Source organism: Sorangium sp. So ce295 (assembly GCF_051527405.1).
Taxonomy (GTDB): Bacteria; Myxococcota_A; Polyangia; order Polyangiales; family Polyangiaceae; genus Sorangium; species Sorangium cellulosum_B.
This window is the reverse complement of sequence record NZ_CP150324.1, coordinates 8,067,519-8,085,275: the sequence shown is the minus strand read 5'-3', so window position 1 is coordinate 8,085,275 and position 17,757 is coordinate 8,067,519. Positions and strand designations below refer to the sequence as shown.

General features: G+C 69.2%; 19 protein-coding genes. 4 read left to right on the top strand and 15 right to left on the bottom strand.

Annotation, left to right across the window (positions count from 1 at the left end):
* Nucleotides 1–180: 180 nt before the first annotated feature.
* On the top strand, nucleotides 181–834 hold the full coding sequence (locus WMF11_RS30525) for a TetR/AcrR family transcriptional regulator (RefSeq protein WP_437973214.1): 654 nt from the start codon (nucleotides 181–183) through the stop codon (nucleotides 832–834).
* Nucleotides 835–880: 46 nt separating this feature from the next.
* On the opposite strand, the gene WMF11_RS30520 is transcribed toward WMF11_RS30525, so the two are convergent.
* Nucleotides 881–1,027 carry a hypothetical protein gene (locus WMF11_RS30520; RefSeq protein ID WP_437973213.1) on the bottom strand — a complete coding sequence of 49 codons (147 nt, stop codon included), beginning with the start codon at nucleotides 1,025–1,027 and terminating at the stop codon, nucleotides 881–883.
* Here WMF11_RS30520 and WMF11_RS30515 point away from each other — a divergent pair.
* Nucleotides 1,026–2,138 carry a DUF3500 domain-containing protein gene (locus tag WMF11_RS30515; RefSeq protein WP_437973212.1) on the top strand — a complete coding sequence of 371 codons (1,113 nt, stop codon included), beginning with the start codon at nucleotides 1,026–1,028 and terminating at the stop codon, nucleotides 2,136–2,138. The two genes, WMF11_RS30520 and WMF11_RS30515, sit on opposite strands and share 2 nt — an antisense overlap.
* Nucleotides 2,139–2,152: 14 nt before the next feature.
* Here WMF11_RS30515 and WMF11_RS30510 read toward each other — a convergent pair whose 3' ends face one another.
* A complete protein-coding gene (locus WMF11_RS30510; protein WP_437973211.1) occupies nucleotides 2,153–3,202 on the bottom strand; it encodes an iron-containing alcohol dehydrogenase family protein in 1,050 nt (349 codons plus the stop codon).
* Between the two features lie 119 nt (nucleotides 3,203–3,321).
* Between WMF11_RS30510 and WMF11_RS30505 the strand changes: the two genes are divergently transcribed.
* Nucleotides 3,322–4,446: an ATP-grasp domain-containing protein gene (locus WMF11_RS30505; RefSeq protein ID WP_437973210.1), complete on the top strand. Its 1,125-nt coding sequence runs from the start codon at nucleotides 3,322–3,324 to the stop codon at nucleotides 4,444–4,446.
* A 167-nt stretch (nucleotides 4,447–4,613) separates the two neighbouring features.
* Here WMF11_RS30505 and msrB read toward each other — a convergent pair whose 3' ends face one another.
* The 7 genes from msrB to WMF11_RS30470 all read right to left on the bottom strand — a co-directional run bounded on the left by msrB (nucleotide 4,614) and on the right by WMF11_RS30470 (nucleotide 11,640).
* Entirely contained in the window at nucleotides 4,614–5,012 is a 399-nt protein-coding gene (msrB, locus tag WMF11_RS30500; protein ID WP_012238023.1) for a peptide-methionine (R)-S-oxide reductase MsrB, read from the bottom strand.
* Between the two features lie 1,386 nt (nucleotides 5,013–6,398).
* Nucleotides 6,399–7,028, bottom strand: a complete 630-nt coding sequence (locus WMF11_RS30495; protein ID WP_437973209.1) for an SGNH/GDSL hydrolase family protein — start codon at nucleotides 7,026–7,028, stop codon at nucleotides 6,399–6,401.
* Between the two features lie 228 nt (nucleotides 7,029–7,256).
* On the bottom strand, nucleotides 7,257–7,664 hold the full coding sequence (locus WMF11_RS30490; protein ID WP_437973208.1) for a VOC family protein: 408 nt from the start codon (nucleotides 7,662–7,664) through the stop codon (nucleotides 7,257–7,259).
* Between the two features lie 168 nt (nucleotides 7,665–7,832).
* The gene (locus WMF11_RS30485) at nucleotides 7,833–8,249 is read right to left on the bottom strand and encodes a DUF6210 family protein (protein WP_437973207.1); all 417 of its coding nucleotides are present in this window, start codon (nucleotides 8,247–8,249) and stop codon (nucleotides 7,833–7,835) included.
* A 157-nt stretch (nucleotides 8,250–8,406) separates the two neighbouring features.
* Nucleotides 8,407–8,979 carry a hypothetical protein gene (locus tag WMF11_RS30480; protein ID WP_437973206.1) on the bottom strand — a complete coding sequence of 191 codons (573 nt, stop codon included), beginning with the start codon at nucleotides 8,977–8,979 and terminating at the stop codon, nucleotides 8,407–8,409.
* A 206-nt stretch (nucleotides 8,980–9,185) separates the two neighbouring features.
* Nucleotides 9,186–10,616 carry an SPFH domain-containing protein gene (locus WMF11_RS30475; RefSeq protein WP_437973205.1) on the bottom strand — a complete coding sequence of 477 codons (1,431 nt, stop codon included), beginning with the start codon at nucleotides 10,614–10,616 and terminating at the stop codon, nucleotides 9,186–9,188.
* Between the two features lie 184 nt (nucleotides 10,617–10,800).
* Nucleotides 10,801–11,640 carry an SDR family NAD(P)-dependent oxidoreductase gene (locus tag WMF11_RS30470; RefSeq protein ID WP_437973204.1) on the bottom strand — a complete coding sequence of 280 codons (840 nt, stop codon included), beginning with the start codon at nucleotides 11,638–11,640 and terminating at the stop codon, nucleotides 10,801–10,803.
* Between the two features lie 203 nt (nucleotides 11,641–11,843).
* Between WMF11_RS30470 and WMF11_RS30465 the strand changes: the two genes are divergently transcribed.
* Nucleotides 11,844–12,983: a HEAT repeat domain-containing protein gene (locus WMF11_RS30465; RefSeq protein WP_437973203.1), complete on the top strand. Its 1,140-nt coding sequence runs from the start codon at nucleotides 11,844–11,846 to the stop codon at nucleotides 12,981–12,983.
* 6 nt (nucleotides 12,984–12,989) lie between these two features.
* Here the strand turns inward: WMF11_RS30465 and WMF11_RS30460 are convergent, their stop codons facing one another.
* From WMF11_RS30460 to WMF11_RS30435, 6 genes are all read right to left on the bottom strand, one after another.
* A complete protein-coding gene (locus WMF11_RS30460; protein ID WP_437973202.1) occupies nucleotides 12,990–13,544 on the bottom strand; it encodes a hypothetical protein in 555 nt (184 codons plus the stop codon).
* A 128-nt stretch (nucleotides 13,545–13,672) separates the two neighbouring features.
* Nucleotides 13,673–14,212, bottom strand: coding sequence for a carboxymuconolactone decarboxylase family protein (locus tag WMF11_RS30455; protein ID WP_437973201.1), 540 nt, complete (start codon nucleotides 14,210–14,212; stop codon nucleotides 13,673–13,675).
* Between the two features lie 75 nt (nucleotides 14,213–14,287).
* Entirely contained in the window at nucleotides 14,288–14,752 is a 465-nt protein-coding gene (locus WMF11_RS30450) for a MarR family winged helix-turn-helix transcriptional regulator (protein ID WP_437973200.1), read from the bottom strand.
* A 96-nt stretch (nucleotides 14,753–14,848) separates the two neighbouring features.
* On the bottom strand, nucleotides 14,849–16,171 hold the full coding sequence (locus WMF11_RS30445; protein WP_437973199.1) for a hypothetical protein: 1,323 nt from the start codon (nucleotides 16,169–16,171) through the stop codon (nucleotides 14,849–14,851).
* 62 nt (nucleotides 16,172–16,233) lie between these two features.
* Nucleotides 16,234–16,971: a HEAT repeat domain-containing protein gene (locus WMF11_RS30440; protein WP_437973198.1), complete on the bottom strand. Its 738-nt coding sequence runs from the start codon at nucleotides 16,969–16,971 to the stop codon at nucleotides 16,234–16,236.
* Between the two features lie 82 nt (nucleotides 16,972–17,053).
* A complete protein-coding gene (locus tag WMF11_RS30435; RefSeq protein ID WP_437555523.1) occupies nucleotides 17,054–17,449 on the bottom strand; it encodes a type II toxin-antitoxin system PemK/MazF family toxin in 396 nt (131 codons plus the stop codon).
* Nucleotides 17,450–17,757 lie beyond the last annotated feature (308 nt).

Here is a 17,757-nt window from a genome sequence, read left to right as displayed (position 1 = left end):
AACGATTGTCAACTGACGCCGGCCAACAAAAAGCGCCCCAGCGCCTGGCGGGCGCGCCGGAAGCTCGCGGATGCGGACCTGCAGGCTGCGCGGCAGTCTGCTTACAAATGTGATTTTTATTACGTTAACTCGAGCTTGCGAGGGCTAACGGCGATAAGCTTTGGGGTGTAAGGTGACGCCATGGGAGACAGCGGAACGGCGGCATCGGCCGCACAGAAACCGGCCCGCGGCCGCAACCGCCGAGGAGAGGGCGCCCGCCTGCGCGCCGATATCGTGGCCGCGGCGGTCGAGCTGCTGGACGAGGCCGGCGACGAACGGGCCATCACGCTGCGATCGGTAGCCCGCCGGGTCGGGATCGCCGCCCCCTCGATCTACCCCCACTTCCCCGACCAGCCGGCCATCATGCTGGCCGTCGTGCAGCAGGCCTTCGCCGAGCTGGAGAGCAGGCTGCGGAGCGCCGTGGAAGAGGCCGGCGACGATCCACGAGAGCGGCTGTACGCCGCTTGCAACGCCTATCTGGAGTTCTCCCGGAGTCATCCAGAGCGCTACCGCACCATGTTCGGTGGCCTCTGGATGCCCACCCTGGGCGACAGCTCCGTGACCGAGCGGGACCTGACCACGCTCGGCCGAGAAGCCCTGCAAATCCTCGTGGACGCCCTCGGCGGCTGCGTCGCCGCCGGGCATTCCAGGAGCGTCGACCCGGTCGCCGACGCGATCGCGCTGTGGTTCGGCCTGCACGGATTCGCGCACCAGCGTGCCGTGAGCCGCGTCTTTCACTGGCCCGCCGACACCGCCGAACGCATCATCACCGCGCTTGCGCACCTCAATCCCTGAGCCGCGCACCGGCAGACGTGAGCGCCACACCTCGATCAGCGGGACATCACCTCGCCAGCCCCGGTGACGGCACGATCGCGCGGGCCGGCGCGGCCCCGCGCGCGCTCCGGCCGCGCCGCGCCCGCCCTTCCGGGCCCCGCTCGTGGATCGCGCTCCTGCTCGCGCTCGTGACGACGACCTCGTGCAACAGCATGCGAACCCAGGAAGGCCCGGCCGGCGAGCCCGCCGCCGCGCCGGGCAGCCCGCCCGCGCCGGCACAGCAGGCCGCCGGGCAGGGCGCCCTGCCCGCCCCGCCCGAGCCTCCGGCGCCCGCGGGGCCTCCGGGCGCCGCGCCTCCGCCCGGCGGCGCTGCGGGACGCGCCACGGCCGAGGCGATCGCGGCCTCCGCGCGCGCCTTCCTGGACGGCCTCGACGGCGAGGCGCGCGGCCGGGCGCTGCTCGCGTTCCAGAGCGGCGAGCGCGAGGACTGGCATTACGTCCCGCGCCGCCGCGCCGGCCTCGCGATCGGCGACATGGACGGCGGCGAGCGCAGCGCGGCGCACGCGCTGCTCCGGGCCGGCCTTGGCCCGGAGGGCTACCGCAAGCTCGAGGGCGTCCTGCTGCTCGAGGGCATCCTCGGGGGCATCGAGGGCAACCCGGCGTTCCGCGACCCGGGCCGTTACCACCTCGCCCTCTTCGGCCAGCCCGGGCCCCAGGCCCCGTGGGGCTTTCGCTTCGAGGGACACCACGTCTCGCTCAACTTCACCGCTGCAGGAGGCGGCGTGGCCACCACCCCGGCGTTCCTGGGCGCCAACCCGGCCGAGGTGCCCTCGGGTCCGCGGAAGGGCCTGCGCGTGCTCGCGCTCGAGGAGGATCTCGGCCGCGCGTTGCTGGCCTCCCTCACCCCCGCGCAGCGTCAGCGCGCCGTGATCGCCCCCGCGGCGCCGCCCGATCTCGTGACCGAGGCCTCCCGTCGGGCCGCGCTGGCGAGCTTCGACGGCCTGCCCGCCGCCGAGATGACCCCGGCCCAGCGCGCCGCGCTGCTGCGCCTCCTGGAGGTCTATGCCCGCAACTTCCCCGCCGACGTCGCCGACGGGCACCTCGGCCGCATCGCGCGCGCCGGCGTGGAGCGCCTGCACTTCGCCTGGGCGGGCGGCGCCGCGCCGAAGCAGTCGCATTACTACCGGATCCACGGCCCCACCCACCTCATCGAGTACGACAACCGCGGCGGCGATCACATCCACACCGTGTTCCGCGACCTCCAGGACGACTTCGGCGACAGCCTGCTGGCGCGGCACCTCCAGGAGGGCCACGGCGCGGAGTGAGCGCGGCTGGCTGGTCAGGCGAAGCACCCCTTCAGGCGCGGATCGGTCCGGAGGATCGCCTCGACCTCGGATACGCAGTCGCGGGAGGAGAGGACCGTGTGGTAGCCGGGCTTGATCTCCGGCGCGACGCGGACCGCCTCGATCCACTCGTCGAGCGAGAACGGGTCTGCCCGGATCGCTTCCCAGAAGCCCGTCGCGTCGAGGACGGCGGCGATGAGGTCCGTGTCCCGCCCCTGCAGCTGGCTGACCACGTAGGCGGCCGTGCCGACCTGCAGGCCGTGGAGCCGCGGCCGGCTGGAGGTCTGGTCGAGCGCGTGCGAGATGAGGTGCTCGCTGCCGCTCGCCGGCCGGGACGACCCGGCGATCTCCATGGCGATGCCGTTCAGCATGAGCGCCGTCGCGAGCAGGCGCATGCCCTCGAGGTCGCGCCGGGGGCGCGCCATGAACTGGAACACGGTCGCGTCCGAGAGCAGGGCGGCGAAGTCGTTGACCGGCTCGCCGTGCGCGTGGAACGCGAGCTTCCAGTCGTGGACCGCGGTGACCTTGGCCGCGAGATCGCCCACGCCGGAGAGCCACAGGACCTCCGGCGCGCGCAGGCAGACCTCGGTGTCGACAACCACGCCGAACGGCACCGCGCACGGAAGCGAGCGGCGCCTGCCGCCCACCGTGAGGCTCGCCGAAGGGCTGCAGAAGCCGTCGTTCGAGAGCGATGTGGGCACGGCGAGGAACGGCAGCCGGGCGAGGGACGCGAGGTATTTGGCCGTGTCGAGGGCGCGGCCGCCGCCGAGCCCGACGATCGCGTCGCAGCGCGCGGGGAGCGCGGGCAGGAGCGCCGAGGCCTCCTCGACGCTGGCCGAGGCGACCTCGCGCCGGGCCACGACCTCGATCGCCTGCGCGTCCAGGCCCTCGCGCATCGCCGCCTCGATGGCGGCCGGCGTCCCCGCGCTCGCGAGCAGCAGGACGTGGCGGCGCGCCGCCCGCGCGAGGTAGAGCCCGCTGCGCGGGAGCGCCCCGGGCTTGATGCGCACCAGCGTGGGGATGCCGATCTGGGTGGCTGCGGGCATGCGCGGTCTCCTAGGCCCGCCGCCGCGGCGCGGCTAGTCGCCGCGGACTGCTCTGCTTCCGGCCGACCCTGAGGGGCGCCGAGTCGTCCTGATCCAGTGAAAAGTGCGATGCTGGACCCGTGTCCCGCGTCGCTCTCCTCTCCGACCTCAACCGTGCCTTCGATGCCCAGGCCGACCCCCGCAACGTGGCCATGATCCGGCGTCGCCATGCGTTCTGGGCCCAGCTCGCCCGCCTTCATGGCTGGGACCTCGTGGTCTGCGACGCCGCCCGGCTCGACGCGCCGCAGGGGGTCAGCGGCAGTGTGTCCTGGATCGAACTGCCGATGCTACCCCGCGCCGCATACCACTCCATCTTCGCTCGAGCGGTCGCTGCCGGCGCCGCGTGTGTGCTCGACCTCCCCGAGCATGTGGAGCGGGTCCTCGGGCTCGATCGATTCTACTCGGTGCTCACGAACGCCGGTGTCCCCACGCCACGCACCGCGCTACTGCCCGTGGACGCCGCCGTCGCTGCCGCGATCGACTCTCCCGCGGCCGTGCGCCGTCTGTTGACCGAGGCGATCTACGGCGCCCTCTTCGATGCCGAGATCGATCCCCACGCCGGGGTCTTCGTCCGCGGCTTCTACTCGTCGGCCAAGTCCGCCAACCCGGAGCTCTACTACGGCAGCAACCAGGCGGACATCGAGGCCACGGTCTTCGAGGTGGTCCGCCGCCTGCGTGTCGCTCTCGATGTCGGTGGCCTCGCCTTGCGCGAGCACCTCGACCTCGAGCGCATCGAGCTCGCCACCCTTCCCGGCGACCGCAACGCCATCCGGGTGCCCTTCGAAGTGCGGCTGACGGTGCTGGGTGGCCGTCTCCTCATGGCCAGCTACCACGGCCCCTTCGATGTCCTCATCGACGACGCGCGCCGGCTCCTCGTCGATGAGCTCACTGCCAGGCGCGACGTGGTGCAGCGGGCGGTTCGCGACCTTGTCCCTGCGCTCCTCACGGCTGATCTCCCGGCGAACTACGTGGCTGACGTGGCCTTCGTTCGAGACGGCCAGCCAGTGGTTCTTGAGCTCAACCCACTCTATGCCGCGGGGTACAACGTGCCCTCGGCGCACGCCCTGCTCGTCGCTGCGCTCGGCGCCGACCTCGCCCACCGTGCCGGGTACGCAGCGTTGCCGTGGACCGAGATCCTCGACAGCGCTGGGATACTTGCCGGCGAACGTGTCGAGCAGAGCCCGGCGGTATGGCTGCTCGGGTAATCGGTTTGCCTGGCTGTCCAGCCGGCCGACCGGCCATGTAGCAGCTGGAGCGCCTCGTGGCCGAGGGCATCCCACTCCCCGGCGACACCCCGGGCGCTCCGAGCGGCGCTCGGCGGGACCTGCCGGTCACGGCCCAGCTGTCGACGTGACGTTCGCCGCCTAGCGCGTCATTCGCTCTCGAACTCGAGGCAGGCGGAATTGATGCAGAAGCGCTCGCCCGTCGGCGCTGGCCCGTCATCGAAGACGTGCCCCAGATGTCCATCACAGCGCGCGCATACGACCTCCACCCGATCGAGGCCATGCTTCCGGTCGGCTCGGCGCTCGATCCGCTTCTCGTCGAGGACTGCGCCGAAGCTGGGCCAGCCCGTCCCAGAGTCGAATTTCGTCTGCGACGAAAAGAGCTGGGTTCCGCAGCCGGCGCATCGATAGACGCCCGTGCCGTGGTGGTTCCAGTACTGCCCCGTGTACGGACGTTCGGTGTTGCCGTAGCGGAGCATTCGGTAGCGATGCGGCCCGAGCAGCAAGAGCCACTCGGGTTCGGTCTTCGAGATCTTCTTGTCTGCCATCGCTGGATCCCATCGTTGAATTCTGGTGGTCGCCGTACAACGAGAAGTAGACATCGTGGACGGCGTATTCGACGGTACCGTCACTTCTCGCATGCCGCATCACACGCGGCTGGTAGTACTCGCCGGAAGCCTCGATGCGAAGCTCGGTCGCACGGCTGCGCGCCGCGGACGCGGCGATATGGCGTGCCGCCGCCGATCGCGCTTCGGCCAGCTGTTCATACCATGCAGCGCCCCGCTCCAGCGTGCTTCGTGACGATTCGCCCCAAAGACTCAGAGCCTCTTCGAGCAGCTTCGCGGCAGACTCCGGATCGCCGGCGCTCGACTCGATCTCGGCATGGCGCGCGAGCCGCGCCGCAAGCTCATCCTGTGAAGCGTGATTCTTTCGCAGCAGGTCAATCAGTCGGCCGTAGACCATGGACGCCTCCGCCCACCGCTCTCGGCCGTCAAGGTAGTCGGCGATCGACTCGAACGCGCGCACGCGCTCCGCTGCTTCGGTCTCCGCCTCCGCAGAGCGAATGGCCCGCCCAACGAGCTCGTCGGCACGGGCCGGGTCGTCTCGGTGGTTCCATCGGGCATCATCCAGCAGAGTCTTCCACGCCATGGCTTCACCAGGTCACCGGCACCAGTCCAACGACCTTGCGCTGCGCCGCGGGCGCGACGCGCCCGTCGGCACCAGCGCCTGATTGGGCAGAGGTCGGCATGATCGAGGTTGCCCGCTCCTGATGCTCGGAGACGGTTCGTACGACGCGCTCCACGTCTGCCGAGTAAAAACGGCTTCCGTTGAAGCAGTTGCACTCGACAATCTTTCGGATGTCGATCCAGGCTCGACGTTCGTCTGAACGATCCAGGTGGTTCGCATGGTTCGGATCTCCGCTCGCTGCGGGAGGTCTTGTTCCTTCTGTCCAACGGAAGGCATCCCGGACCGGCATCGTCGTGGTGCGATGCTACCACGTTCTACCGCACACGGCAGCAGATGAGCCGGTTCGAGGTGCCATCTGTAGCGTTCGGCTTCGTCCGACGGCCTCGTTCTGCGCCTGGGGGCCGATCGCGTTCGATCGGGAACCCAGCACGCCTCGAGGTGTCGTGCACGAGGTGGACGACGTGTTGCGCCCTCGAGTGAGCGGTCCCTATCGGAGCCCCTCGCCGGTTCCTCCAAGCGCTCCGCCTGCACCCCGAGTCGCCGGGCTCGGCCTCAAACCAGGCGCGTGTGCGCTCGCCGTCGTTGTTTCGGCGCTCATCCATGGAGCAGTCCTCGCAACCTCCGCCTTGGCTGCTCCTGGAACGTCGACGCCGGCGCATCCGGAGCCGCCGCAGAAATTCATGTGGGGCGACGTGGACTGGTGCCGAGTCGAAACGGCGGTCGGCTCGCGCAGCCGCAACGGCTTTCTAGCCGGCGGTCACGGTCGTCGCTCGCTTCTGGACTGCGGCGGCGCCCAGCGCGCGGACGAGCGCCTGTGCGATCTTCAAGCCGCCGGCGCCCGACGGCTCGATGGCGTTCGCGAAGTCCCCCACCTCCGAGCAGACAAGGCGGAGGTCGACGACGTCGAGCGCGCGCGAGAAAGCTTGACGGAGGATGACGTCATTGAACGTCATCAAGGCGATGCGAGCTCGCTCCGCCTCACCGGGAGCGAGGTTGCCGTTGTAGATCGTGCAGACCGTGGTCGGTCGACCGAGCGCGACGACGGCCTCGAGCGCCCATGAGTAGGATTGCTCGAACGCGTCCACGCGTTCGCGGAATATGTCCAGCGCCTCGGCCGTCGACCGGACGGGCAGTCCGAGAATGTCGGCGTTCGAGAGCGCGTCGTTCCCGCCGAGCGAGAGGAGGACGTGGGTCGCGTCCTTCGGTAGCCGATCGAGCTGGGGTCCGATATCAGAGGTGGTCGTACCGTCGACCGCGCACAGGGTGACTCGCCAGGAGGGCAAGAGAGCGCGGAGGTGCGATGCGACATCGGGCTCGCCGTTGGTATACGAACCATTGTCGAAGATTGAATCACCCAAGAGAACGACAGACGACATGATTCTCTCCCGTGAAATGAGCTGTTCTCCACGTACATGATCCGGCGCATCGCGACCCCTCTCGTCCGTTTCTATCACGACTCGAGCTCGAGCTCATCCGCGAGCTCGTACGCCAGGCGCTCCGAGAGCCGCGGCGGCCGGACCGGCCACGGGCCGGGCGGAGCCTCGATCGGCCAAGAGGCCCCCCGCCCAGCAGGTCGGCGATCGAGCCGGCCGACGGCCGCACGGTCAACGTTCGTGCAGCACCGCCTCCAGCCGGTGGCCGTCGGGGTCTCGAACGAACGACGCGTAGTAGCCGGGATCGTAGCTCTCGCGAACGCCGGGCGGTCCTTCATCGACACCGCCCTTGCTGAGGGCTTCCGCATGGAAGCGATCGACCGCCTCGCGGCTCGGGGCAACGAAGGCGAGGTGGAAGCCTCGACCGGGCGCCTTCGCGTCAGGACCGGACGCGACGATGGCGAAGGGCGGCTCAGCTTCGTATCCCTCGGGCCCATACGCCACGTGCCGGGCGTTTTGCGAGAGCCGGACAAAACCGAGCGGCGCCAGACAGGCGTCGTAGAACTCCGCAGCACGCTCGAGGTTCTCGACACCGACCGAGACGTGATCGAACACGAAGACTCTGGCGTCCTTGGGCATGGGGACGAGGTACCTCTTGCGGTCGTCCGTGGCAAGCGACGAGGCGCGGGAGGACGTGAACGATCGCGCCGGAGCGAGCAGTACCGAGCGGACAGCCGAGGACTGCCGAGGACAAGGGTCGCCTGGCGCTCGCCGCCGAGCAGCTCGCGCCCGACGAGCGCGCGGTCCTCAATCGGAATTGGGCCAGGTGAGAATCCCAGGGCGCGGGTACGGGCCGAACCCAGTGAAAGGGCTCCAATCCGATTCGCCTTCTATCACAGCGTGCACCCACGCTTCATGCGAGTCCACGAGACGCGCCCGGTCGGTCACGATGCCAACGATGCGACACTCGCGCAGGATGCGGTCAACGACATCCGCGTCCTCCCGGTCGAGTCCGAGCATCGCGCCGCTGCCCATGTACTTCGGTCCTTCGAAGTGCGCCGCGAGGGAGCGCCACCCGTCTTCGGCGTCGAGCGGAACGAATACGCCCTCGATCTCGGGTTGCATGCAAATGTTTCCACAGGTCTGATTCGAGTAGATGACCCCGCTCGGGCAGGGGATGAGCAGGCCGAGGCCTGCGTCGTATAGCCTGATGATCTTGTTCATCGTCCTCGCCTCCCGAACGCTTGCGGCTCTGTCGCGGCGCCGGTCGCCGCCGCTCGCTGGGCAGCTCGCGCGACGGTTCGTGAGCAATCCGGCCTATCCGGCTCCGCGATGTTTGCTCACGAAGCGATGGTTCCAGACCGTGGGCCACGGCGCAGGCTCAAGGTGAGAAGTCGAAGGAAGACTCCACCAGATCGAGGCCAGGCTTCACATTCTCCATGTCCTCGTCATGGCATTGCTCCACCGCGATGAACGAACGTTTGTCGTCCGCGTGAGAAAACACGCGAACCGAGCCCGAGCTCACGCCGAGCAGCTTCCCTTTCAGGAGCATGCCTTGTCCGGCGTACTTGCCCCAGGTGGTAAACGGCGTGCGTGCAGGCGCAGAGAGCAGCTTGGGGACGAACCCGTCGATCTGCGCCTGGACGTTGTCCGCGGGATCGGTCGGCACGTCAAGGACGAAGAGCATCGTCATGCACGAGCCGGGGCTCTCGACGTTCACGTGGTGATCGGGATCATTGTCCGGCGGGTCCGCCTCGACTCTCCAGTTTCCTGGGTATTTGAAGGAGAAGCCGGGCCGCGCATAGCTCCGGGCGTGCGCCAGATCGGCAGGCGCCTCGCTCGACGCGAGATCTTCGAGGAACGCAGCGCCGGCCTTCGTCGCGCCGATTCCGGCGAAGAACCCCACCACGAGCCCGATGAACAAAAACAGGAAAGCGACGGCGGTCTTGCTCATTCCGGGTGCTGGTTGCGGCGGGCCGTGGGGTGTCATCCTTGGTTGATCCTGCTGTGTTTCAGGCTGGCAATTACAGCAGCCCGATGCGGTACCTGTCCAGCGACTCGCTCAGGCGCGCGTGTGTCGCGCGTCAGTTGATCCGGCTCCTCAAGGAGACCAACGCGTGATCGCGCGGGCTCCAACGCCGGACGACGGCGCGGACGGGCTCAACGCCGGCGGCTGTCCGGCCCGCTCTCCTCGGTCAGCTCCGCCTTCTGCGCGCGCGCCGACGGCACCTCGAGCCCTGCCGCGCGCGCGAGCCCCATCACCCCCTCCACGGCCGCCGCGATGTACCCGAACGGGTTCGCCCCATCGACGGCCGTGACGTGCACCTCTCCCATCCGCTGCTGGAACGCGGCGGCGAGCGCCGGCATCTGCTGCGCGACCGTCAACCGGATGACCTCCGGCGACACGGTGTTCTCGATCTCCCGCAGCGCCCGCGCGCGGTCGATCTCGATCTCCTGCGTGAGCCGCGCTTTTTTCGCCTCGATCTCGGCGATGGCGAGCTCGGCCTCGGCCACGAGCCGGCGCGCGCCCGCGATCGCCGCGCGCTGCCTGAGCAGGTCGATCTCCTGGGCGCTCGCGGCCATCTTCGCCGCGTGGCGCGCCGCCGCCGCCTCCGCCTCGAGCGTCGTCTTCTCGATCTCGGCCCTCAGCGTGAGCGCCGCGATCTGCTGCTCGTGCGCCAGCCGCGTCTCCTTCAGCCGCGTTTCGGAGGCGAGCTCCTCGAGCCGGGTCTTCTCGCTGGTCTCCTGGCGTCGCGTGCGCAGCTCGACCTCGGCGGAGAGCTTGGTCAGCTCGATCGCGCGCTGCGCCTCCGCCTCGCCCTGCCGGACCGCGCGCTCGGTGAGCAGCGACGCCTCCCTCGCCTTCCGCTCCTGCTCCTGGCGATAGTGCGCCTGCAGGTTGCCGAACACCGCCGGAGAGAGGATGCGGACGTCCTGGATCTCGATGGTATCGATGAGGACGCCCCACCCCTTGTCCGTGGCGTCCTCGGCGCTGCCCCGCCCGGAGACGACGGGCACGATCTCTCGTATCAGCTCGCTGGCGAGCCCTTCCTTCCGCCGCGTCAGGCACTCCTCGACGGAGAGGTTCGCGACCAGCCGGCGCGCGGCGCCGGCAAACATGTCCACGAGGAGCGCCTCGAGCTTCTCCTGCGCGCGCTCGGGGAACGAGAAGTTCAGCATCCGGAACGCGATGAGCGGCTCCACGATGCGGTAGACGGCGAGCCCCGTGATCTCCACGCCGACCTTCTCGAGGGTGACCTGGTCGGCCGTGAACTGGAGCTTCTGGACCGTGGTCGGCACGATGGCGACGCTGTCGCCCGGGAGCTTGAAGCACGAGGCGCCCTGACCGGAGGTGGGCCGGAGGCTACCCCGCCGCATGTGAATCAGGTATTCGCTCGGCTTCGCGCTGACACGGCCCCATTTCTTGAGCTTCTCTGGATCTTCGGCCGGCTTGCCCGCGCGCCAGCCCTGATCGTACCGCCCGCGATTGGCCGCCCCGGTCCCGTGATCGTCCGCGTGGAGGACCGTCGCGGCGCCGCCCGGCACGCCGTTCTCGTGGATGATGACCCTGCGTTGCTCGATGTGCGTCATGACCTCTACCTCGCGAGAACGGCTTTCGCAGGAAACGGGCCAGGCAGGAGACACGGCGAAGGAGGCGTCCCGGGGCCGCGCCGCGCGCCGCCGACCCGCGACACGCGAGGCGCCGATCCGGAATGGAGCGCAGCGCCGATCCGGAATGGATCTCAGCGCCGGTCCAGGATGGATCGCAGTCGCATCATATCCAGGGAATTATCCGTCGGTGCTGTACGAGCTCGCCATGGACCACGCGCGTCGACTCGGCGGGTTGCGTGCAGATCCAGAGGACGTTCTTCGCGGCATCCGCTGGCGACTGCGCCGACGACATGTCGTCGAACCACGGGCGCGACGCGTCGGTGTCCACGAGCCCGGGGCAGAGCGCGGCGATGGTGAGCCCGCGCTGTGCGGCCTCGGCCTGTCGCTGGCGCGCATGGATCTTCATCGAGGCGACCTGCGCGACCTTGGACGGGATGTTGATCCACGCCGGCCAGTGGTGGGCCTCTGCTTCGCCGCGCTCGACCAGCTCGACGTACTCGTCCATGACGCGCTCGATGTCCTCGAGAGATCGCGTGGCGGGGTCGAGGCGGTGGTGCAGCCGCGAATCCAGCTTGCCGAGGGAGCCGAAGGCGCTCGCGACCACGAGGAACCGCCCGCCGTCGCGCAGCAGGGGCCCGAAGGCGCGGATCATCCGGTAGGTGCCGTGGTTGTTCGTGTCGATGAAGGTGCGGACCTGGACCGCCTGCGGCTGGTCCTTCACGATGCGCGCGGCCGCGTTCGAGAGCACGATGTCTATCCCGCCGTGCCGGCGCGCCACCGTCTCCGCCAGGGCCTGGACGCTGGCGTCGTCGGTCACGTCCAGCCGGGCCAGCGACGGCTGCAGGCCTTGCTCGCGCAGGCGCGCCACGGCCGCCTCGCCGCGCTCCGGATCCCGCGCCCCCAGGTACACGGTGCTGCCCGGCGGCAACTCCTGGCACAGACGGGCCACCATCGCGTAACCGAGGCCCTGGTTCGCGCCTGTAACGAGTGCGATTTTCGACATCGATGCCTCCTCACCCTCGCGCCGCGAAGACGTGGTGTTCGAGACGTGCTACCCCAGCCTGGCTCGGGGCGCGACGATCGTCGTTCAGGGGGCGCGCGATCCGCTCGACGCGCCCGGCGAGGCCAGCCGGAGCGAAATCAGTCCTGCCGAGTCGTGTCGGGCAGCGCTTGCCGACTGCGCGCCAGCACCGCATGCATGGATCCATGCCGCCCTCGCTCATCGCGCTCGTCATGATGGCGTTCGCCCTCCCTGCCAGCGACGGTTCCGCGGCGCCGGCGGTCGCGTCCGCTCCGCCGCCTCCTCCGCCTGCGGCGGCCCCCTCGGCAACCCCTGCCGCTTCAGCCGCGCCCGCCGCTCCGCCGGTGGCCCCGCTGCCCGTGCTGAAGGGGGTCGACGTCTACGGCACCGACCGGTTCGACGGCGCCTGGGTGAAGACGCGCTTTGGCGACGTGCTTCAGCGCTTCTTCGGCACGGAGGACGAGGCGGAGAGGAAGGCCCTCGCAAAGGAGATGGTCGAGGTGATCCTCGCCGAGCACAAGGCGATCGGTTGGATCGAGCTCTCACCCATCATCTATTACGACAGGGGCGGGGTCATGAAGGCCTATGTCACCGTCGACGTGGTGGAGCGCAGGGACATGAAAAAGCGCCTCACCTTCGGCCTGCAGCCCAAGGGCGATCTCGAGGATCCGGCGGGCCTGCTCGCGGCGTGGAAGGACTACCAGGACACGTACTTTCGCATGATGCATAAGAAGGAGATCGGCCCTGAGCGCGCCGCGTGCCCCGCGTTTCATTGCCTGGGCGGCTACGAGCACGAAGCGCTGCGCCCGTACGGCGAGAGATTCGTGAACGACGTTCCGCCGAACGAGGACAAGCTCATCCGCATCCTCGAGGCGGACAAGGACCCGGAAGACCGGGGCGCGGCGGCGTTTCTGCTCGCGCACATCAAGGATGGCGAGAAGCTCGTCTCGCTGATGCTGCCCGTGCTGAACGATCCCGACGCCCTCGTGCGGAACAATGCCATGCGCGTGGTCGCGCACGTCGCCATGTTCCACCACGACGTCCCCATCCCTCTGACGCCGTTCCTCAAGGCCCTGGACGGCCCGACGACGACGGACCGAAACAAGGCGGCCGCCGTGACGTGGGGCCTCATCGACCGGCCGGAGGGCACGAAGCTCTATGCACAGGTCATCGAGGAGGCGGGGCCGACGCTCCTCAAGCTGCTCAAGCTCGAGCAGCCGAACAACCACGACTTCGCGTACCTGATCCTGAAAAAGGTGAGCGGGAAAGATTTCCCGGAGCGCGATTACGCGGCCTGGGAGAAGTGGCTCGCCGCGGCGGCGTAGGGGGCTTCAGTACTTGCGGGAAAAGGCACGCTCGACCCACGCCTCGATCTCCTCGTGGGAGCTCCCCGGGCCTGGCTCATCCGTGCGCGCGATGCGGCTGCGGATGTCGGCCATCGGCTTCGAGCAGTCGGTGACGCGCGAGATTCGCCCCGCATCGAGCTCCACCTCGAGGACGTGGGCGTATTTCCACGCCGGGTGGAAGCCCATGTGAACATACAGATCGAGCAAGAAGTCGCGCGCGAGAAGCAGGCCGCCGCTGAACGGGACGTGGAGCCCGATGCCTTCGTAGGCGGCCGTGAATCCGAGGGGCGTCGCCGGCTTCTGCGGCATCTTGTCCAGCAGGGGAGGAGCTTCGCCTTCGAGCGCGACGTCCAGGCCGTCGAGGTACAGGGTGTTGTCGCGAAGCTCATAGCGACAAACGAAGCCACGCCAGCACGCCGTGCTCGCCGGGCGAACACGAAGTCCGTAGCTCGCCGGGTCGAACAGCTCGCCGCCGTTCACGCCCGCCAGGCTCCAGTCAGCGCCCGCATAGGCGACGTCGTCACCGATTTGCGCAGTCATACACCTGCTCCCTCGAACCCTTCTGTCGTGGAGAGCCAGCGTAGCTGACGCTTCCCCCACCTTGTCAAGGAGACCAGCGCGAGAGCACCGCGGCGCTTCCGCTCTCGAGCCCCGCGCTTCTGTCGCGATCAGCGCAGCGCGTGGGAGCGGGTCATCCGGTTCGCGAACGTCGACAGCGTGGTTGTGCCGATGCCGACGATCACCTCCAGGGCCTGCTCGGCGGTGAAGCCCGCGCGGAGGAAGGCGTCGAGATCGGCGTCCGGCACCTGGCCCCGCTCGCGCAGCGTGGCCTCGGTGAACGCCGCGAGCGCCTGGAGGCGCGCGTCGGGCGCCGGCCTTCGCTCGAACAGCGCCGCGGCGACCTCGGGGGAAGCCCCCGCGCGGAGGAGCAGCCCGCGGTGCATCGTGCGGCAGAGATCACAGCCGTTCTCGCCGGCGACGACCATCACCACGACCTCGCGCTCCACCGGCGAGAGCGTCGCCCCCTCGAAGACCGCGAGGAGCTCATCGAAGGCGCGCACCAGGAGCGGCGAGGTCGCGAAGCGCGCCAAGGGCAGCGGCAGGAAGCCGAACTTCCGCGAGGCCTGCTCCAGCGCGGGGCGGGCCGCCGCGGGCGCCGTGTCGAGCGTGTGCGCAGGAAAGTGAGGGGAAGCAGCGGTCTGGCTCATGCGGGTCTCTCCTGAATTGGTTGTCTATGCAATTAATTGACGATGAAGAAGGCGGCGTGGAGGGCGGGGCGACCTTCAGCCCTCGGGCTCGAGGTTCGCGAGGATGCGCTGCAGCGTGCGCCGGGTCGTGAGCAGATCGTCCTCCGGGATGCCGGCGCGCGACGTGTCCACGAGGGCCTTGGCCTCGCCCGACAGGGCCTTGCGCAGCGCTCGCCCGCGCGCGGTGAGGTAGACGAGCCGGGCGCGCCGGTCTGTCGGGTCGGGCCGGCGCTCGACAAGCCCGTCGCGCTCCATGAGCGCGAGGATCCGGCTCATCGTGGGCACGTCCCGGAAGGTGCGCTCGGCCAGGTGCGTCTGCGTGACGCCCTCCTGCTCCCACAGGCGGACGAGGACCATCCATTGCTCGGGCGTGATCTCGACGCCGTGCGCGCGGAAGCGCCGGTACATCTCGGCGCGGGAGGCGAGGTAGACGCGCGCCACCCAGAAGCCGAGCGCGTTGTCGAGGACGATCCCCCCGTCGGCCGTGAACTGGTCGCGCATGACGGCCGATCCTACCGCACAGGATTTGGTTGTCAATGCAATCAATTGTGTGGTGTGCCGCACGGCCTCGCCGGGCCCTGTCGAGCGACATGGCTCTCAGGGCGCCGCGAGCTCGGTCTCGATCAGGTGCGCGAGCGCGCTCCGCCGCTCGTACATCGACGCGTGCGAGGGAAAGGATCTCGCGGACTCGGCCAGAGGACGAAGCTCCGCGTAGAGGGCGTCCCTGGCGATCGGCTCGACCTGGAACGCCGAGCTCGTGGCCGGCAACAGGTAGCGCGGCACCGCGGTCGGCCCGGCATCCCTGGAGATGAGCAGATCGCGCATCACGTCGTCGCGGGTGATGAACTCCGCCCACGCGGAGGCCGCGGCATTGCAGGCTGGGTCGCCCGAGCATCCCTTGCGCCGCACGAAGGCGTCGGTGAACAGGAGGGGCGTGGCGCTGGTGCCGAGCGGGATCGTCGACACACGCAGCCCCTCGACGGGCGCTCCCTGCGCCTTCATGAGGGTGACAGTCCGATGCAGGCGCTCGCTGTATCCCCAGTAGCCGATCGCGTTGCCCTTCACGAACTCCTCGACAGGACCCTCCAGCGTCTCGTCGTACGTGCCGTCGATGCAAGGGTTCCTGTCACCCTGTCGACAGAGCGCGGCGAGCTGCTTGAGCGCCGCCGTGCTGCCCGCGTGAAGGGGTGGCTTCACGGCGTTGCTCAGGGTCAGCGGGTTCGTGGCATCGAGCCCGTTGTCGAGACGCGCGTCCAGGTAGAGGGCGGGTAGATCCCAGCTGCTCACGAAATTCCCGAGGAGGGGCTTCCCGCTCTCGCGCGCGGCCTTCACGAGGCCGGCGATGCTGGAAGCGCCATCGAGCTTCTCGGATCTCGTGACCAGGAAGAACCCGCAGCTGAGGTGGGGTACACCCCACCAGACGGACTTGCCACTCCGGTCGATCTCGGTGCTGGCTGACCTGGCTGCGGCCAGGTAGTCGCGCTCCGGCACGGAAGGCCACGGCTCGAGGACGTCGGCGTCGATCAGATCTCCCAGCACCACGGTGTCGATCTCGACGAGATCGTAGCGACCGGACGCGAGCCATCCGGCGAGGCGCGCCGGATTGCGGTAGCTGTCATCGGACTTGATGAGGCGCAGGTCCAGATCGACCGCCGCATGCTGCGATTCGAACCCGTCCTCGATCATCGCTCGCAGGGACGCGAAGTCATCGCCGGCGGCGTCTGGAATCCAGGGGACGAGGGCAACGCCGAGCTTCGTGCGGCCGGGCTTGCCGGCGGAATCGACCGGCGAGGCCGCCGGAGGCGGTGTGGGGGGCGGGCAGGGCATGCTGGTGGCGGAGGTGCCCGCCGCGCCTCCGCAACTGGCACCGGAGAGCGCGAGCACGGCGGTCCGCAGCCAGGCGCTTGGTCGTCGGATCATGGTCATGGTGTCCATGGACGGACGCGCTGGCATGGCCTCGTGTGTGCGTGAAATGAGCCCGTTCAGGGGTTACCCTGGGTCGCACGAAGCTCCCGTACGAGCTGCTCGATCGTGAATCTCGCTTCGTGCCACGACGGGTCGCTCCGGCTGGGACCGGAGGTCCGGTCCAGGAGCTCGTTCATCTCGGGCAACAGCACGGAAGCATGCTGTCCAAGCGCCGCGACGGCGCGCAGCCAGTCCCCGAGCCGATAGGCAGCAAGCGGAGCGTCGAGGCGTGGACGCGACGCCGCAAGGACGGGCGCCAGCGGGTGTTCATCGCCGCTGCGCGCGAGCGCCTCCACCGCCAGCCAGCGCACGGTGAAGAGCTCTTCGGAGAGCGCACGACGGAGCGCCGGTGCCTGCTCGGGACACGGCGCAGCGCGCGCGAGCACGCGGGCTGCGGCGAGCCGCACGAGGGGCTCCTTGCTCGTCAGCGCATCGGCGACCACACCCAGCACAGGCTGCGCTGCCGCCCCAGCCCTCTCGAGGGCGGAGAGGGCGGCTCGCTGGACGTCAGGATTGGACGCAGCCACCCAGCGCGCCGCGCTCTTCACGCCACGCTCGGTCGGGGCGACCGGCGGCAGCCACCTACCGAAACAACTCCGATGAACCGGGCGGCCCCACGCCTCGGCCAGCGCGAGCAGGAACCGCCCAGGCTTCGGCTTGTCCCCCGAAAGCCGCTCGATCGTCGCCTCGATGCGCGCCCGATCCTGGGCAAGCGCCTTCTTGAAGTCGTCCTCCCGGTCACCGTGGTGAGGCATTCATCGTCCTCCAGAGAAACCGCGCTCGTCCAACGTCGCTGCCTCGGTGAAGTCGACCTGTCCCACGAGGCGCACCCGCTCGCTACCGCCTGAAGAACGATACCTGCTGGAAGCGCAGGCCGGCCAGGATCTGATCCACCCGTGCGTCGGACAGCGACCCGATCCGCTCGCCCAGGCGGGCCTTCTCGACCGAGGAGATCTGCGACACGACCACGACGCTCTGCCTGGGAAGGTTGCCCTCGCCCACGTCGAGCAGGACGTTCCCAGGCTCGTTCGCCCGGCCCAGGTTCGACGTCAGCGCGCACACGACCACGGTCGTGATGCGCGAGTGGTTGAAGACGTCGTCCTGGACCACCACATGGGGATGGGAATAGCTCGGGACAGGCCCCCGCGAGTCATCGGGCCCTATCCAGAACACGTCGCCGCGATCGATCCGCGCCGAGCGCGTGCCTGTCGGTTCTCCTGCGCCCTCGTCCATCTTCATGTGCCTCTCGCGTCGGCCCGAAGGATGGTCCGTGGCGCACCTCGGCGCAACCCGCTCGTGCGGCACGAGCCTCCCAGCACACCACGGGGTTTGGCAGAGAGGCACAGGCACATCCACCCCCGCCGATCCCTCGGTTTCGTCGCCACCGACGCATCCCGGCTCACCCGTGAGCACCCCGTTCGGCTCATATTGGCACAATCTGATCCAGGCTTGCCGGGTCTGCGCGTCTCCCCCAGGGCGAACATGCGATTTGCGGCGCAAAAGCGCACTGGCACGCAGGCTGCAAAACCCTGGCTTCATGA

Excerpts from the sequence above, each read along its gene's own strand:
- WMF11_RS30490 (WP_437973208.1), bottom strand. The coding sequence starts at position 7,664 with ATGCCCAAGGACGCCAGAGTCTTCGTGTTCGATCACGTCTCGGTCGGT.
- WMF11_RS30440 (WP_437973198.1), bottom strand. The coding sequence starts at position 16,971 with ATGCCTCACCACGGTGACCGGGAGGACGACTTCAAGAAGGCGCTTGCC.
- WMF11_RS30435 (WP_437555523.1), bottom strand. The coding sequence starts at position 17,449 with ATGGACGAGGGCGCAGGAGAACCGACAGGCACGCGCTCGGCGCGGATC.
- WMF11_RS30455 (WP_437973201.1), bottom strand. The coding sequence starts at position 14,212 with ATGAGCCAGACCGCTGCTTCCCCTCACTTTCCTGCGCACACGCTCGAC.
- WMF11_RS30470 (WP_437973204.1), bottom strand. The coding sequence starts at position 11,640 with ATGTCGAAAATCGCACTCGTTACAGGCGCGAACCAGGGCCTCGGTTAC.
- WMF11_RS30510 (WP_437973211.1), bottom strand. The coding sequence starts at position 3,202 with ATGCCCGCAGCCACCCAGATCGGCATCCCCACGCTGGTGCGCATCAAG.
- WMF11_RS30525 (WP_437973214.1), top strand. The coding sequence starts at position 181 with ATGGGAGACAGCGGAACGGCGGCATCGGCCGCACAGAAACCGGCCCGC.
- WMF11_RS30515 (WP_437973212.1), top strand. The coding sequence starts at position 1,026 with ATGCGAACCCAGGAAGGCCCGGCCGGCGAGCCCGCCGCCGCGCCGGGC.
- WMF11_RS30465 (WP_437973203.1), top strand. The coding sequence starts at position 11,844 with ATGCCGCCCTCGCTCATCGCGCTCGTCATGATGGCGTTCGCCCTCCCT.
- WMF11_RS30495 (WP_437973209.1), bottom strand. The coding sequence starts at position 7,028 with ATGTCGTCTGTCGTTCTCTTGGGTGATTCAATCTTCGACAATGGTTCG.
- WMF11_RS30450 (WP_437973200.1), bottom strand. The coding sequence starts at position 14,752 with ATGCGCGACCAGTTCACGGCCGACGGGGGGATCGTCCTCGACAACGCG.
- WMF11_RS30460 (WP_437973202.1), bottom strand. The coding sequence starts at position 13,544 with ATGACTGCGCAAATCGGTGACGACGTCGCCTATGCGGGCGCTGACTGG.
- WMF11_RS30485 (WP_437973207.1), bottom strand. The coding sequence starts at position 8,249 with ATGAACAAGATCATCAGGCTATACGACGCAGGCCTCGGCCTGCTCATC.
- WMF11_RS30445 (WP_437973199.1), bottom strand. The coding sequence starts at position 16,171 with ATGATCCGACGACCAAGCGCCTGGCTGCGGACCGCCGTGCTCGCGCTC.
- msrB (WP_012238023.1), bottom strand. The coding sequence starts at position 5,012 with ATGGCAGACAAGAAGATCTCGAAGACCGAACCCGAGTGGCTCTTGCTG.
- WMF11_RS30520 (WP_437973213.1), bottom strand. The coding sequence starts at position 1,027 with ATGCTGTTGCACGAGGTCGTCGTCACGAGCGCGAGCAGGAGCGCGATC.
- WMF11_RS30475 (WP_437973205.1), bottom strand. The coding sequence starts at position 10,616 with ATGACGCACATCGAGCAACGCAGGGTCATCATCCACGAGAACGGCGTG.
- WMF11_RS30480 (WP_437973206.1), bottom strand. The coding sequence starts at position 8,979 with ATGAGCAAGACCGCCGTCGCTTTCCTGTTTTTGTTCATCGGGCTCGTG.